The 14,005-nt window shown below is 65.8% G+C and carries 8 protein-coding genes; 7 read left to right on the top strand and 1 reads right to left on the bottom strand.

Features of this window, described 5'->3' with window-relative positions; translation table 11 throughout:
* Positions 1 to 63 precede the first annotated feature (63 nt).
* Together ASF04_RS15420 and pbpC are read left to right on the top strand one after the other, a co-directional pair.
* Positions 64 to 5,877 carry an alpha-2-macroglobulin gene (locus ASF04_RS15420; protein WP_056143410.1) on the top strand — a complete coding sequence of 1,938 codons (5,814 nt, stop codon included), beginning with the start codon at positions 64 to 66 and terminating at the stop codon, positions 5,875 to 5,877.
* Entirely contained in the window at positions 5,874 to 8,117 is a 2,244-nt protein-coding gene (gene pbpC, locus ASF04_RS15425) for a penicillin-binding protein 1C (protein ID WP_229205068.1), read from the top strand. The genes ASF04_RS15420 and pbpC overlap by 4 nt, the downstream gene beginning before the upstream one ends.
* 72 nt (positions 8,118 to 8,189) lie before the next feature.
* Here pbpC and ASF04_RS15430 read toward each other — a convergent pair whose 3' ends face one another.
* Positions 8,190 to 8,873, bottom strand: a complete 684-nt coding sequence (locus tag ASF04_RS15430; protein WP_056143415.1) for a Bax inhibitor-1/YccA family protein — start codon at positions 8,871 to 8,873, stop codon at positions 8,190 to 8,192.
* Between the two features lie 284 nt (positions 8,874 to 9,157).
* On the opposite strand from ASF04_RS15430, the gene ndk reads away from it, so the two are divergent.
* The 5 genes from ndk (at position 9,158) to ispG (ending at position 13,994) form a co-directional block, all read left to right on the top strand.
* Positions 9,158 to 9,565, top strand: coding sequence for a nucleoside-diphosphate kinase (ndk, locus tag ASF04_RS15435; protein WP_019920462.1), 408 nt, complete (start codon positions 9,158 to 9,160; stop codon positions 9,563 to 9,565).
* Between the two features lie 65 nt (positions 9,566 to 9,630).
* On the top strand, positions 9,631 to 10,803 hold the full coding sequence (gene rlmN / locus ASF04_RS15440; RefSeq protein ID WP_019920461.1) for a 23S rRNA (adenine(2503)-C(2))-methyltransferase RlmN: 1,173 nt from the start codon (positions 9,631 to 9,633) through the stop codon (positions 10,801 to 10,803).
* Positions 10,803 to 11,630: a type IV pilus biogenesis/stability protein PilW gene (gene pilW, locus ASF04_RS15445; protein ID WP_056143417.1), complete on the top strand. Its 828-nt coding sequence runs from the start codon at positions 10,803 to 10,805 to the stop codon at positions 11,628 to 11,630. The genes rlmN and pilW overlap by 1 nt, the downstream gene beginning before the upstream one ends.
* A gap of 7 nt (positions 11,631 to 11,637) precedes the next feature.
* A complete protein-coding gene (locus ASF04_RS15450) occupies positions 11,638 to 12,684 on the top strand; it encodes a RodZ domain-containing protein (RefSeq protein WP_056143421.1) in 1,047 nt (348 codons plus the stop codon).
* A gap of 41 nt (positions 12,685 to 12,725) precedes the next feature.
* The gene (ispG, locus tag ASF04_RS15455; protein ID WP_056143423.1) at positions 12,726 to 13,994 is read left to right on the top strand and encodes a flavodoxin-dependent (E)-4-hydroxy-3-methylbut-2-enyl-diphosphate synthase; all 1,269 of its coding nucleotides are present in this window, start codon (positions 12,726 to 12,728) and stop codon (positions 13,992 to 13,994) included.
* The last annotated feature ends 11 nt before the right edge of the window (positions 13,995 to 14,005 follow it).

The following is a 14,005-nucleotide window of genomic DNA, read 5'->3' on the forward strand; positions in this document are numbered from 1 at the left end:
AGATTGACTTTGCAGGGGGCGTTTGCAACACTGGGCTCATAATAATTGAGCAACGGAGCTTGCATGCGTTCCCTGTTTCGCTTCCTCTGCGCCGCCGCGTTCTGCGGCCTGCCACTCCTGGCACTGGCGCAAACCGCCATCACCGCATTTTCGCCCACCGGCACCGTCAAGGGCGTGCGCCAGGTGACCGCGCGTTTCAGCGGCCAGATGGTGCCGCTCGGCGACATGCGCCTGGGCGACCCGTTCACGGTCGATTGCGCCGAACCGGGCAAGGGCCGCTGGATCGACGGCAGCAACTGGAGCTACGACTTCGAGCGCGACTTACCGGCCGGCGTGGCGTGCAGCTTCACGGTCAAACCGGATGCGCGCGACTTGGCCGGCCAGCCGGTGGCGGGCGAGCGCCGCTTCGGTTTTGACACCGGCGGTCCGGCCGTGGTGGAGATGCTGCCATACGCGGGATCGCAAATCGACGAGCGGCAGATTTTCGTGCTCGGCCTCGATGCGCCGGCCAGCGACGCCACCGTCGCGCAGCACGCCTGGTGCCGCGCCGAGGGCATCCACGAAAAAATCGGCGTGCGCGTCCTGGCCGGCGCCGAGCGCGAACAGATCCTCGCGCAGCGCAAGGCGTTTACGCAGCGCTACCTGTCGCTGTACTTCAAGGCGCGCGGCGTGGTGTGGCATGCGGGCATGGTGGTCAAGGACAAGCGCCTGGAACGTTTGCCCCTGGTGGTGCTGCAATGCCAGCGGCCGTTGCCGGCCAAGGCCAAAGTGGCGCTGGTGTGGGGCGCTGGCATGGCGGCCGACAACGGCATCGCCACGCGCCAGGACCAGGCGCTGGCGTTCCGCACGCGGCCCGACTTTACCGCCAAATTTACCTGCGAACGGCTCTCGCCCAAAGCCGGCTGCCTGCCGTTCCTGCCCACCCGCGTGACCTTCTCCGCGCCGGTGCGGCGCACCGATGCGCTGGCCGCCACCCTGACCGGCCCTGGCGCTAAGGTCTTCAAGCCAGAAGTGGAAAAATACCAGGCCAGGGCCGACTACGTGGACAGCATCAGCTTTGCGGGACCGCTGCCGGCCAGCAGCGCCTTGCGCCTGGCGCTGCCGGCCGGGCTGAAAGATGATGCGGGCCGCCTGCTGCTCAACGCCGCGCGCTTTCCGATGACGATCACCACCGACGCCCAGCCGCCGCTGGTCAAATTCCCCGCGCGCTTCGGCATCATCGAAGCGCAGGGCGACAAGCTGCTGCCGGTCACCGTGCGCAACGTGGAGGCGGCGCTTGCTGCAAAATTGGCGGCCGTCGATATCGATGGCGCATCGCTGCGCGTCAACGAAGGCGCCACCGACGAGCAGCAGGACCGGCAGATCGTGCGCTGGCTCGGCCGCATGAGTTACAACGGCGGCTGGGAACCGCAGGAGCTGTACCACGAACAGTTGTTCAAGCCGCTGCTGGCCGGCTTCGAAGTCAAGGACGGCAGCGCCGACCGCGTGCAGCGCTTTACCATGCCCAAACCGGGCGGGCGCCAGCAGTTCGAAGTGGTGGGCATTCCGTTGAAAAAACCGGGCTTCTACGTGGTGGAACTGGCCAGCCCGCGCCTGGGCGAAGCTTTATCCGGCAAGCGCCGGACCGCGTACGTCAGTTCGGCGGCACTGGTGACCAACCTGGTGGCGCACTTCAAACGCGGCGCGCAGTCGTCGCTGGTGTGGGTCACTTCGCTCGACAAGGGCCAGCCGGTGGCTGGCGCCAGGGTGGCCGTGCGCGATTGCACCGGCAAGCTGCTGTGGCAGGGCGCGACCAACAGCGACGGCGTGGCCAACATCGCCAAAGAACTGGCGGAACCCTCGTGCGAAGCGCGCGAAGGCCTGTTCGTCAGCGCGCGCCACGGCGCCGACATGACGTTCACCCTGTCGAAATGGGATCGCGGCATCGAGAGCTGGCGCTTCAACCTGCCCACCGAATATGGCGGCGCCGACAACGTGGTGGCCAACACGGTCTTCGATCGCACCCTGCTGCGCGCCGGCGAAACGGTACACATGAAGCACTTCCAGCGCCGCAAGGTCATGCACGGCTTCGCGCTCGAGCCGAACCAGTCGCTCCCGGCCAGCATGTTCGTGATCCACGAGGGCAGCGACCAGCGCTACGAACTGCCGCTGGCCTGGCGCGCCAACGGCAGCGCCGCCAACGACTGGAAGATCCCGCTTGACGCGCGCCAGGGCTGGTACCAGGTGCTGGTTGGCGGCCGCGCGGCTGGCCGCTTCCGCGTCGAGCAGTTCCGCGTGCCGACCATGAAGGCGCTGCTGCAGGGGCCCAAGGCGCCGGCGGTGCAGGCAGCCGCGCTCGACCTCGATCTGCAACTGAGCTACCTGTCCGGCGGCGGCGCCGGTGACGCGCCGGTGCAGTTGCGCACCCTGGTGCAGGACAAGCCGGTGAGCTTCGACGATTACGGCGACTTCACGTTCAGCAATGGCGATGTGAAGGTGGGCGTGGAGCGCAGCGGCGGTGCGTTCGACGAGGACGAGGGCGTTTTCGATGACGGTGAAAACGAGGAAAGCGGTGGCGCCGTGGGTGGCGCTGTCCGCACCCGCAATATCACGCTGGACAAGGCCGGCGGCGCCCGCGTCACCATCGATCAACTGCCGGCGGTGACCGTGCCGCGCGAACTGGCGGCCGAGCTGTCGTACCAGGACGCCAACGGCGAAACCCTGTCCGCCGCCACCCGCGTAGGCCTGTGGCCTGCGGCCGTGGTGGTGGGCATCACGCCCGACGGCTGGGTACTGAGCCGCGACGCGCTCAAATTCCGGGTGGTGGTGCTCGACCTGCAAGGCAAGCCGGTGGCCGATGCGCCGGTGTCTGTGGACTTCTTCCAGCGTGAATCGACTTCGCACCGGCGTCGCCTGGTCGGCGGCTTTTACGCCTACGAGAACAGCAGCGAAGTGAAAGCGCTGGGTCACGCTTGCGAAGGACGCACCGACGCCAAGGGGCTGCTGGTATGCCAGGTCAAGGCGCCGGCGGCGGGTAACCTGATCCTGCGCGCGCAAACCCAGGACGCGCAGCAGCGCGTGACCACCGCCCACCGCGAAACGTGGGTGGCCGATGGCGACGACTGGTGGTTCAACGTGTCAGACAACGACCGCATCGACCTGCTGCCCGAACACAAACGCTACGAGCCGGGCCAGGACGCCAGCTTCCAGGTACGGATGCCGTTCCGCGCGGCGACCGCCCTGGTGACGGTGGAGCGCGAGGGCGTGATCGACAGCTATGTGCGTCCGCTCGCGGGCAGCGCGCCGGTGTTCACGGTGCCGATCAAGGCCGGTTACGCACCGAATGTGTATGTCTCGGCGCTGGTGGTGCGCGGGCGCGTGGCCGGCGTGCAGCCGACCGCGCTGGTGGACCTGGGCAAGCCCGCCTACAAGCTTGGTATCGCGCCGGTGCGGGTAGGCTGGGCCGCCAATGAACTGAAGGTGCAGGTCGATACCGACCAGCAGGTGTACAAGGTGCGCGACAGGGCCAAGGTCAGGGTGCGGGTCACGCGCGCGGACGGTTCGGCGCCGCCGGCGGGTGCCGAAGTGGCGCTGGCGGCGGTCGATGTGGGGCTGCTGGAACTGATGCCCAACACCAGCTGGAACCTGCTCGACGCCATGATGCAGCAGCGCAGCCTGCAAGTGCAGACGGCCACCGCCCAGATGCAGGTGGTGGGCAAGCGCCACTTCGGCCGCAAGGCGGTGGCGGCTGGCGGCGGCGGCGGCAAGGGCGGCGGGCGCGAGCTGTTCGATACGCTGCTGTTCTGGAAGGCGCAGGTGGCGCTCGCCGCCGACGGCACGGCTTCGGTCGAAGTGCCATTGAACGACTCGCTCACGGCGTTTCGCATCGTCGCCATCGCCAGCGCCCAGGCAGGCCTGTTTGGCACCGGCCAGGCCGAGGTGCGCAGCACGCAGGACCTGATGCTGCTGTCCGGCTTGCCGGCGCTGGTGCGCGAGGGCGACCGCCTGCGCGCCATCTACACGGTGCGCAACACCACCGCCGCCGCGCTCGACGTGGCGCTGACGGCCAGGGCGGGCGCGCAGACGCTGCCCACCCAAAAGGTCGCACTCGAGGCGGGGCAGGCGAAGGAAATCGGCTGGGACTACCAGGTGCCGGCCGGCGTGACCGCGCTGGCGTGGGAGGTGGGGGCCACCGTGGCGAATGCAGGCAACGGCGCGCGCGACAGCATCAAGGTCAGCCAGAAAGTGGCGCCGGCGGTACCGGTGCGCACCACGCAAGCGACCTTGCTGCAACTCGATGGCAAGCAGTCGCTGGCGATGCGCCTGCCCGACGATGCGCTGCCGGGGCGCGGCGCGGTGCAGGCGCAGTTCAGTGCGCGCCTGGGCGGCGACCTGCCGGGCGTGCGCGACTTCATGCGCGACTATCCGTACCGCTGCTTCGAGCAGGTGACCTCGCGCGCGATCGCGCTGCGCGATCCGGCACTGTGGCGCACGGCGGTGGCCACCTTGCCGGCGCACATGGACAGCAATGGCCTGGTCAAGTACTTCGCTCCCATGCTGCACGGCAGCGACAGCCTGACCGCCTACGTGCTGTCGGCCAGCCAGGAGGCCGGCTACGAGATTCCGGCGGAACTCAAGGCGCGCATGGAGTCGGGCTTGCAGGCCTTTGTGCAGGGCAAGCTGTGGCTCGAATCGCCGCTGTCCACGGCCGACCTTGCGGTGCGCAAGGTGGCGGCGCTGGAGGCGCTCTCGCGCAGCAAAGCCATCAACCACGACGACCTCGAATCGTTCACGGTCGCGCCCAACCTGTGGCCCACGTCGGCCGTGATCGACTGGTACCTGGTGCTGAAACGCTCGCCCCAGCTGCCGCAGCAGGCCAGGCAGTTGGCCCAGGCCGAGCAGATCCTGCGTGCGCGCCTGAACCTGCAAGGCACGACCATGGGCTTTGCCACCGAGCGCACCGACAACTGGTGGTGGCTGATGTCGTCGGCCGACAGCAACGCCAACCGCCTGCTGCTGGCCATGGCCGACAATCCCGCCTGGCGCGCCGACATGGGACGGCTGGCGCGCGGCACCCTGGGACGCCAGCGCGCGGGGCACTGGGATACGACCGTGTCGAACGCCTGGGGTGTGCTGGCCATGGACCGTTTCAGCGCCGTGTTCGAGCGCGCGCCGGTAACCGGCAGCGCGACTGCCGCGTTGGGTGGGGCCAGCAAGTCGGTGAGTTTCGGTGCGGTGTCTGCTGATGCCAGCGTTGGCAGCAATGCAGGCGTAGAGGTCGGGGTCAAGGCTGGCAGCAAGTCCGGAATTCCGGCCGATCCGAAAGCCGCGCCGACTACCGACCTCAAGTCGGCCACCGTCGCACTGCCATGGCCGAAGGGCAGCAGCACGCTGGACCTGGTCCACGCCGGCACCGGCAAACCGTGGGTAACGGTGCGCACGCTGGCGGCGCTGCCGCTCAAGGCGCCGGTATCGAGCGGCTACACCATCGAAAAGACCATCACGCCGGTCGAGCAGAAGACGCGCGGCGTGTGGTCGCGCGGCGATGTGTACCGGGTGCGGCTCGAGCTGGAAGCGCAGTCGGACATGACCTGGGTGGTGGTCGACGATCCGATTCCCGCCAGCGCCACCGTGCTCGGTTCTGGACTGGGGCGTGACGCGGCGCTGCTGGACCGGGGCAATCGCAAGGCCGGCTGGGCGTGGCTGGCGTTCGAGGAGCGCAGCTTCGACGGTTACCGGGCGTTTTACGAATTCGTCCCCAAGGGTAAATGGAGTGTCGAGTACACGGTGCGGCTGAACAATCCCGGCCAGTTCAACCTGCCGCCCACGCGGGTGGAAGCGCTGTACAGCCCCGAGATGTTCGGCGCCGCGCCCAACGCGCAGGTGGTGGTCAAATGAGCGGGATGGCTGAGCGGATCGCCGTGCCGGTACGCGCTTGGGCAAATACCCGTAGATGGGCGGGGGCGGGGGCACGGACATTTTCGTGGTCGCTGGCGCTGGCCGCCTGCGCAGCGCTGGCCCAGCCGGCAGCATCGGCGGCATCGTCCATACCCACGCCGGAACAGGTGCGCGCAGCATACCGCAGCTCGGAGGCTGTACTGCTCGACCGCCACGGTGTACCGGTACAGTCGCTGCGCATCGACATGCAGGCGCGCCGGCTCGACTGGGTGTCGTTTGACGATATCTCGCCCGCCTTGCCGGCGGCGATCCTGCAAGCGGAGGACCAGCGCTTCTACGAGCATGGCGGCGTGGACTGGAACGCGGCGGCCAAGGCGGCGTGGGACAACCTGTTCCGCACCCGCCCGCGCGGCGCGTCCACCATCACCATGCAGCTGGCGGCGCTGCTTGATCCGGCCTTGCTGCCGAAGTCGAAGGGACGTAGCTGGGGCCAGAAGTGGGACCAGATCCAGGCCGCGCGCGAGCTCGATGCAGGCTGGACCAAGCGCCAGATCATCGAAGCCTATGTGAACCTGGTGTCGTTCCGGGGCGAGTTACAGGGCGTGGGCGCCGCCTCGCGCGGGCTGTTCGGCAAGGCGCCTTCGGGGCTGAACCTGACCGAGTCGGCCATCCTGGCCAGCCTGCTGCGCGCACCATCGGCCGCGCCGCGCCTGGTGTCGCAGCGCGCCTGCGCACTGGCGCGCGAGCTGCGCATGCCGGCCACCTGCGCCGACATCGAATTGCGTACCGCGATTGCACTGGGCCGGCCGCAACTGGCTGCCGGGCTGGCGCCAGCGCCGCAGGTGGCGCAACAACTGCTGACCGGAATGGCAGCCGGGCAGTCGGTGCGCAGCACGCTCGACGCCGACGTGCAGCGCTTTGCCCAAGGCGCGCTGCGCCAGCAGTTGATGGCGCTTACCGCGCGCAACGTCAACGACGGCGCAGTGCTGGTGCTCGACAACGCCAGCGGCGACATCCTGGCATATGTCGGCAACGCTGGTGGCGCAGAAGTCGATGGCGTGGCCGCGCTGCGCCAGGCCGGCTCCACCTTGAAGCCGTTCCTGTACCAGCTGGCGCTGGAGCGCCGCCTGCTTACCGCCGCCTCGCTGATGGACGACAGCAGCTTCGGGATCGCCACCGGGGCCGGCACCTACGCGCCGCAGAACTACGACAAGGGTTTTAAAGGGTATGTCAGCGTGCGCACCAGCCTGGCCAGCTCGCTCAACGTGCCGGCCGTGCGCACCCTGGTAATGACGGGCCTGGACCGCTTTTACGCGCGCCTGCGCGATGTGGGCCTGAGCAGCCTGACCGAATCGGTCGACTACTACGGCTACTCGCTGGCGCTCGGCTCGGCCGAAGTGTCGCTGCTCGAATTGACCAATGCCTACCGCACGCTGGCCAATGGCGGCCTGTATGCGCCGGCCAGGCTGGTGGACACGGTTGACGCACTTGCCGGTGGGGGGGCAGGCGCCAGGGCAGGTGGCAGCGCGGCAGCCAAGCCGCTGCGGGTGTTCGATGCGCGCACCAGCTTCATCATCGGCGACATCCTGGCCGACCGCGGCGCGCGCAGCACGACTTTCGGGCTGAAAAACGAGCTGGCCACCACGTTCTGGAGCGCTGTGAAAACCGGTACCAGCAAGGACATGCGCGACAACTGGTGCATCGGTTACTCGGACCGCTACACCGTCGGCGTCTGGGTCGGCAACTTCGATGGCCAGGCCATGTGGGACGTCTCGGGCGTGACGGGCGCCGCGCCGGTGTGGCGCGACGTGATGGACTACCTGCACCACGGCCAGCCCAGCCGCGCACCGGCAGCGCCGGCCGGCGTGGTACGGCGCCAGGTGGCCTGGCAGCCGGCGCTGGAACCGGCCCGCGCCGAATGGTTTTTGGCCGGCACCGAAACCCCGGTTGTGGCGCTGGTGCAGGACAGCGATGCCGGCCAACCACCGGCCATCGTCTACCCCGCACCCGGCAGCGTGATCGCCATCGACCCCGACATCCCGGCCGGCCGCGAACGGGTGATGTTCCACGCCCAGGCTGCACAAGGCCTGACCTGGCGCCTGAACGGCGCCGCCCTGGCCGCCGCCAGTGCCGACTTCTCCTGGACCCCGCAACCGGGCACCCACGAACTGGCGCTGGTGGACGCGGCCGAGAAGGTCGTGGCCAGCAGCCGTTTCCAGGTGCGGGGTAATGCGCGTTAACGGGATAGCGCTAAAACGCAGACGTAAAAAAAGCCGGCGCGAAGCCGGCTTTTTGCACTGCAGCGCTACAGCTTAGTCGCGGCTACCGCCCGCAAAGCCCAGCAGCGACAGCAGGCTGGTGAAGATGTTGTAGACGTCCAAGTACAGGCGCAGGGTGGCGCTGACGTAGTTGGTTTCGCCGCCGTTGACGATCTGCTGCACGTCGTACAGGATGTAAGCCGAGAAGATGGCGATGGCCACGACCGAGATCACGATGCTCAGGGCAGGGATGGCGAAGAAGATGTTGGCCAGCGATGCCAGGATCAGCACGATCACGCCGGCGAACAGCCAGGTGCCCATGCCCGAGAAATCACGCTTGGTCACGGTGGCGATCGATGCCAGTACTGCGAACACCGAAGCCGTACCACCGAAGGCCATCATGATCAGCGTGCCGCCGTTGGAAAAGCCCATGATGCGGGTGAGCAGCGGTGTGAGCATGATACCCATGAAGAACGTGAAGCCCAGCAGCAAGGCTACGCCCAGGCCGGAGTTCTTGTTCTTTTCGATGGCCCAGATGAAGCCGAAGGCGCCAGCCAGGAACACGATCATCATCAGGCCGCCGCCCAATGGCAGGTGCAGCGCCATGCCGAGTGCAGCGCCCAGCACGGTCGGGATCATCGACAGCGCCAGCAGCCAGTACGTGTTACGCAACACGTTGTGCTGCACCGCCCGGCGACCGGTACTCAGGTCGTAGGTGTTTTGTTGCAAGTTGTTCATGATGCCTCCAATAGTTGGTGCGGAGCAATCCGCTTAGATAAAAGGATAGCACGCCCGCGCGACATTACCGAAAAAACTGCGGCAAAAGCCCTTAAAGAGGGCTTAAACCGGCTTCAAATGCCCGATATCGTGCTTGCGCGGCTTCAAAATGCTCTATCGTGAGCCATTGTTCGGGCCAATCTGGTGCCGGTTCTCGAAAGTCCGTAGTGTTCTATGTTAAAATCGAAGGTTGATTGAACTATCAATTCTTGTTTTAAACCTTTCTTTTTATTGGAGTTTTTCAAATGGCAATCGAACGCACCCTGTCGATCATTAAACCAGACGCAGTTGCAAAAAACGTAATCGGCCAAATCTACAGCCGCTTCGAAAACGCTGGCCTGAAGATCGTTGCTGCGCAAATGAAGCAACTGTCGCGTGAAGAAGCTGAAGGCTTCTACGCTGCGCACAAAGAGCGCGGCTTCTTCAAGGATCTGGTTGATTTCATGGTGTCGGGTCCAGTCATGATCCAGGCCCTGGAAGGCGAAAACGCCGTCCTGAAAAACCGCGAACTGATGGGCGCTACCGATCCTAAGAAGGCTGACAAAGGCACCATCCGTGCTGACTTCGCCGACTCGATCGATGCCAACGCCGTTCACGGTTCGGACGCAGTAGAAGCCGCACAAGTAGAAATCGCCTACTTCTTCGGCAAGTAATTTTTGTAATGTCTCCGTTTCCGCCTTGGTGGAAACGGAAACTTTTTGTATTGTTTGGACTGACTATGAACGCACCTCTGACCAACTTGCTGGACTTCGATCCCGCGCAGCTCATCGCTTATTGCGCCGAGTTGGGGGAGAAGCCGTTCCGCGCAAAGCAACTGCAACGCTGGATCCACCAATTCGGTGCGTCGGATTTCGACAGCATGACCGATCTGGCCAAGTCGCTGCGCGACAAACTGAAAACCCGCGCCTTTGTTGCCGCGCCAGCCATCATCAGCGACAACACGTCCACCGACGGCACCCGCAAATGGCTGATCGACGTCGGCAATGGCAACGCGGTCGAAACCGTGTTCATCCCGGAAGAAAACCGTGGCACGCTGTGCATTTCCACCCAGGCTGGCTGCGCCGTGAACTGCCGCTTCTGCTCGACGGGCAAGCAGGGCTTTTCGCGCAACCTGTCGGTCGGCGAAATCATCGGCCAGTTATGGATGGCCGAGTTCGAACTGCGCCGCACCAAGGGCATCGAGCCCGGCCCCAAGGGCGAACGCCAGATCACCAACGTGGTCATGATGGGCATGGGCGAGCCGCTGCTCAATTTCGAACCGACTGCCACAGCACTCAAGCTGATGCTGGACGATAACGCCTACGGCCTGTCGCGCCGCCGCGTGACCTTGTCCACCTCGGGCGTGGTGCCCATGATCGACCGCCTGGCGCAGGAAGTGCCGGTGGCGCTGGCCGTCTCGCTGCACGCGTCCAACGACGAGCTGCGCAACGGCCTGATCCCGTTGAACAAGAAATATCCGCTGAAAGAACTGATCGCTGCCTGCAAGCGCTACCTGCAATACGCGCCGCGCGACTTCATCACGTTTGAATACTGCATGCTCGACGGCGTCAACGACAGCGACGAGCACGCGCGCGAACTGATCGCGCTGGTGCAGCACCCGGTCGATGGGATCAACTGCAAGTTCAACCTGATTCCGTTCAATCCGTTCCCGGAATCGGGCCTGCTGCGCTCGAAAAATCCGCGCATCAAGGCGTTCGCCCAGATCCTGGTCGATGCCGGCCTGGTCACCACCATCCGTAAAACCCGTGGCGACGACATCGACGCCGCCTGCGGCCAGCTCGCTGGCGAAGTCCAGGACCGCACCCGCGTCCAGGAGCGCATGGGCAAGATGGCCGAGTACCAGCAAAAGTTCGGCGCCAATTTCGGCAAGATCGTGGAGATCCATTCCTGATGGCGGGTTGGGCGCAGCGCAACCGGTATCGCTTGGCCATGCTCGGGATGTTCCCGCTGCTGGCCGGCGCACTGGGCGGTTGCGTCACGACCCCGGATAGTCCACAATCTGCCCGTGGCGCCGACAGCGCACGGGCGCCGGGCAGCGCCGAGCGCAAGGCAGCGATCCGCACGCAACTGGCGGTCGGTTATTTCGAGCAGGGCCAGTACGCGGTGGCGCTGGGCGAAATCAAGCTGGCGCTCGCTGCCGAGCCCGATAACGCCGAAGCGCTGGGCTTGCGCGGCCTGATCGAACAGGCACTGGGTCATACCGCTGCCGCCGACGAGAATTTCCGCCGCGCCCGCAAGCTGGCGCCGGAAAATCCGGACCTGGCCAACAATTACGGCTCTTTTTTGTGCGAGAGCGGCCGCGTGGTCGAGGCGCTGCCGCTGTTCGACGCGGCGCTGGCCAACCGCGCTTACCGCTCGCCGGCCAGCGCCGCCAACAATGCCGGCGCGTGTGCATTGAAAATCAAGGATTACGCCAGCGCGGAGCGTTATCTGCTGCAAGCGTTGCAGTTGACGCCCGATCTGCCGGCCACCAACGCCAACCTGGTGCGGCTTTACGTGGAAAAACGCGATGTCCAGCGTGCCCATTTCTTCGTGACCCGCCTGGCCGACGTGGCAAAGATGGAGAGCTTGACGGCCGATGTGCTGTGGCTCGGGATTAAAGTGCAGCATCAAGTGGGCGATACGGGAAAACAAGCTGGTTGGGTCACGCAGTTGCGGTCCCGCTACCCCGGCTCGGCCGAGTATGCTGCTTATCAACGTGGGGCGTTTGATGAGTGAGACAGCAATGAATTCTGAGTGGGTAGAACCGCCAAAAGACCAGGCCAAAACCGGCCTGGCTACGCCCGGAGCACAGTTGAAGGCGCAGCGCGAAGCGCTGGGCCTGACCGTGGAACAGATCGCCGACCAGCTCAAACTGGCGCCGCGCCAGGTGGTGGCGCTCGAAGCCGGCGATTATGCGTCGCTGCCCAATATGGCGGTCACGCGCGGTTTCGTGCGCGCCTATGCCAAGGTGGTGCGCATCGACGCCACGCCGCTGGTGGCCATGATCGAAGTGCGTTCGCCCACCAGTCCCGAGGTGTCGCCGCCGCGCAAGGAAATCGCGGCCACGTTCTCCGACACGCGCATGCCGCTCATGAAGTCGCGTAACTCGCACACGGGCGCCTGGGTAATGGGTGGTGTGGCAGTGGTGGTCGTGGTGGGCGGGATTTTCCTCTACCAGAGCGGCCTGATTGCACACACGCTGGCGCTGTTCGAGCGCGGCGCCGATAGCGCTGCCGTCGCCACCGAACCCGGTAAAACCGACACCACCGTCGCGCCGCTGGAAACCACGCTGGTCAAGCCCGGCCAGGAGACCGCGCCGCTGCAGTCGCCCAATGTGCCGCTGGTGTCGGTGCCGCCGGTCGATGGCGGTAGTGCCGCCAACGCTGGCACGGTGGCCGGCGTCGCGCCTGCGCCAGCTGCCGGTGCCGCCGCTGCCACCACCCCGGCCACCGCACCGGTCAATACGCCGGCGCCTACCGTGACCGGTCAGCCGGCCACGACCACCGCAGCGCCGGCAGCCGCTGCTGCCACGACTGCAGCAGCAGCCGTCACCGGCACCGCGCTGGTGCTGAAAGTAGCGGAGGATTCATGGGTCGAGATTCGCCGTCCGGGCGCCGCGCCGCTGATTTCGCGCGTGGTCAAGGCCGGCAGCACCGAAACCTTCGACATCAAGGGCCCGTCGCTGCTAATCGTCGGCAAGCCAGCCGGTGTGCAGGCTTCGCTGGGCGGTGCGCCGCTGGCATTGCCGCAAGTTGCAGGCGGTACCATCGCCCGCGTGAACATCAAGTAAGCCACATCAGCCAACAAATACCAGTTTCGAGTTAAACGACCATGTCTTCTACGCCAACAGCTATTCCTTCGGGCCAGTCACCGCGCCGCGCCAGCCGCAGCGTGCTGGTGGCGCACGGCCAGCGCCAGATCTGGGTAGGCGGCGACGCCCCCGTGGTCGTGCAGTCGATGACCAATACCGACACCGCCAACGCCATCGAAACCGCGATCCAGATTCGCGACCTGGCGCGTGCCGGGTCCGAGCTGGTGCGTCTGACCGTGGACCGTCCGGAGTCGGCCGAAGCCGTGCCGTACATCCGCGAACAGCTCGACAAGATGGACGTCGATGTGCCGCTGGTCGGCGACTTCCACTACAACGGCCACACGCTGCTCAACGACTATCCCGAGTGCGCCAAGGCGCTGTCGAAATACCGCATCAATCCGGGCAACGTGGGCAAGGGCGCCAAACGCGACACCCAGTTCGCGCAGATGATCGAAGTCGCGGCCCGCTACAACAAGCCGGTGCGTATCGGCGTCAACTGGGGCAGCCTGGACCAGGCGCTGCTGGCGCGCATCATGGACGAAAACGCCGGCCGTGCCGAGCCATGGACCGCGCAGCAGGTGATGTACGAAGCGTTGATCACGTCGGCAATCGAGAATGCTGTCCGTGCCGAAGAACTGGGCCTGGCGCGCGACAAGATCATCCTGTCGTGCAAAGTCTCCGGTGTGCAGGACCTGATCGCCGTGTACCGCGAACTGGGCAAGCGCTGCGACTATCCGCTGCACCTGGGCCTGACCGAGGCGGGCATGGGCAGCAAGGGCATCGTGGCGTCCACCGCTGCGTTGTCGGTGCTGCTGCAAGAGGGCATTGGCGACACCATCCGCATCTCGCTCACGCCGGAACCGGGTGGCGACCGCACCAAGGAAGTGGTGGTAGGACAGGAGATCCTGCAAACCATGGGCCTGCGCAAGTTTACGCCAATGGTGATCGCGTGCCCCGGCTGCGGCCGCACCACGTCAACAACGTTCCAGGAGCTGGCCGACAACATCCAGACCTTCCTGCGCGACCAGATGCCGGAGTGGAAAAAAACCTACCCGGGCGTGGAAGCGATGAACGTGGCCGTGATGGGCTGCATCGTCAACGGTCCCGGCGAATCGAAACACGCCAACATCGGCATCAGCCTGCCCGGCACCGGCGAATCGCCGGCCGCGCCGGTCTTTGTCGATGGCGCCAAGGTGGCGACCTTGCGCGGCGAGCGCATCGTGGAAGAGTTCCACGAGATCGTCCTCAATTACGTCAAGACCAATTACAGCAAGACTGCCGCAGTCTAGTTTTTAACGAA

The sequence above is a fragment of the Duganella sp. Leaf61 genome, assembly GCF_001421905.1.
GTDB classification, from domain to species: Bacteria; Pseudomonadota; Gammaproteobacteria; order Burkholderiales; family Burkholderiaceae_D; genus Rugamonas; species Rugamonas zoogloeoides.

Coding starts and splice junctions, on each gene's coding strand:
- ASF04_RS15420 (WP_056143410.1), top strand. CDS start 64: ATGCGTTCCCTGTTTCGCTTCCTCTGCGCCGCCGCGTTCTGCGGCCTG.
- pbpC (WP_229205068.1), top strand. CDS start 5,874: ATGAGCGGGATGGCTGAGCGGATCGCCGTGCCGGTACGCGCTTGGGCA.
- ASF04_RS15430 (WP_056143415.1), bottom strand. CDS start 8,873: ATGAACAACTTGCAACAAAACACCTACGACCTGAGTACCGGTCGCCGG.
- ndk (WP_019920462.1), top strand. CDS start 9,158: ATGGCAATCGAACGCACCCTGTCGATCATTAAACCAGACGCAGTTGCA.
- rlmN (WP_019920461.1), top strand. CDS start 9,631: ATGAACGCACCTCTGACCAACTTGCTGGACTTCGATCCCGCGCAGCTC.
- pilW (WP_056143417.1), top strand. CDS start 10,803: ATGGCGGGTTGGGCGCAGCGCAACCGGTATCGCTTGGCCATGCTCGGG.
- ASF04_RS15450 (WP_056143421.1), top strand. CDS start 11,638: ATGAATTCTGAGTGGGTAGAACCGCCAAAAGACCAGGCCAAAACCGGC.
- ispG (WP_056143423.1), top strand. CDS start 12,726: ATGTCTTCTACGCCAACAGCTATTCCTTCGGGCCAGTCACCGCGCCGC.